The organism is Streptomyces sp. DH12 (genome assembly GCF_020873895.1).
Taxonomy (GTDB): Bacteria; Actinomycetota; Actinomycetes; order Streptomycetales; family Streptomycetaceae; genus Streptomyces.
Window position 1 is genome coordinate 1 of record NZ_JAHWGT010000416.1, and the last position, 629, is coordinate 629.

1 protein-coding gene is annotated in these 629 nt (G+C 71.2%); it reads left to right on the top strand.

The window, feature by feature from the left end; genetic code table 11:
* Positions 1 to 48: 48 nt before the first annotated feature.
* Positions 49 to 629 (top strand): YggS family pyridoxal phosphate enzyme (locus LPA54_RS34905; protein WP_228984630.1); only part of this gene is annotated, 581 nt, incomplete at its 3' end.

Sequence of the window (629 nt, forward strand, 5' to 3'; positions counted from 1 at the left end):
CCGCACCACCGGGCGGCTCGCGAGTTATGTGTGGCTGGACCCAAGGACATGACGGACCGTAAGGAAGAACTCGCCGCGAACCTGGCGAGAGTGGAGGAGCGGATCGCCGCCGCGTGCGACGCGGCCGGTCGCGGACGCGACGAGGTGACGCTCATCGTGGTCACCAAGACCTGGCCCGCGAGCGACGTGCGCGTCCTCTCCGGACTCGGCGTGCGGCACGTCGCCGAGAACCGCGACCAGGACGCCGCCCCGAAGGCGGCGGCCTGCGCGGACCTGCCTCTTGTGTGGCATTTCGTCGGTCAACTTCAGACCAACAAGGTGCGTTCGGTGGTCGGTTATGCCGATGTCGTGCAGTCTGTCGACCGTGCCCGTCTTGTGTCGGCGCTCTCGAAGGAGGCCGTCCGGGCCGGGCGTGAGGTCGGCTGCCTCGTCCAGGTGGCGTTCGACGCCGGCGCCGACGGCCGGGGCGAGCGCGGCGGCGTGGCGCCCTCGGGCGTCGCGGAGCTGGCCGACCTGGTGGCCGGGGCCGAAGGACTGCGGCTGGACGGCCTGATGACCGTCGCGCCGCTCACCGGGGAGTACGCGGGCCGCCAACAGGCGGCGTTCGAGCGGTTGATGGATTTGTCGAC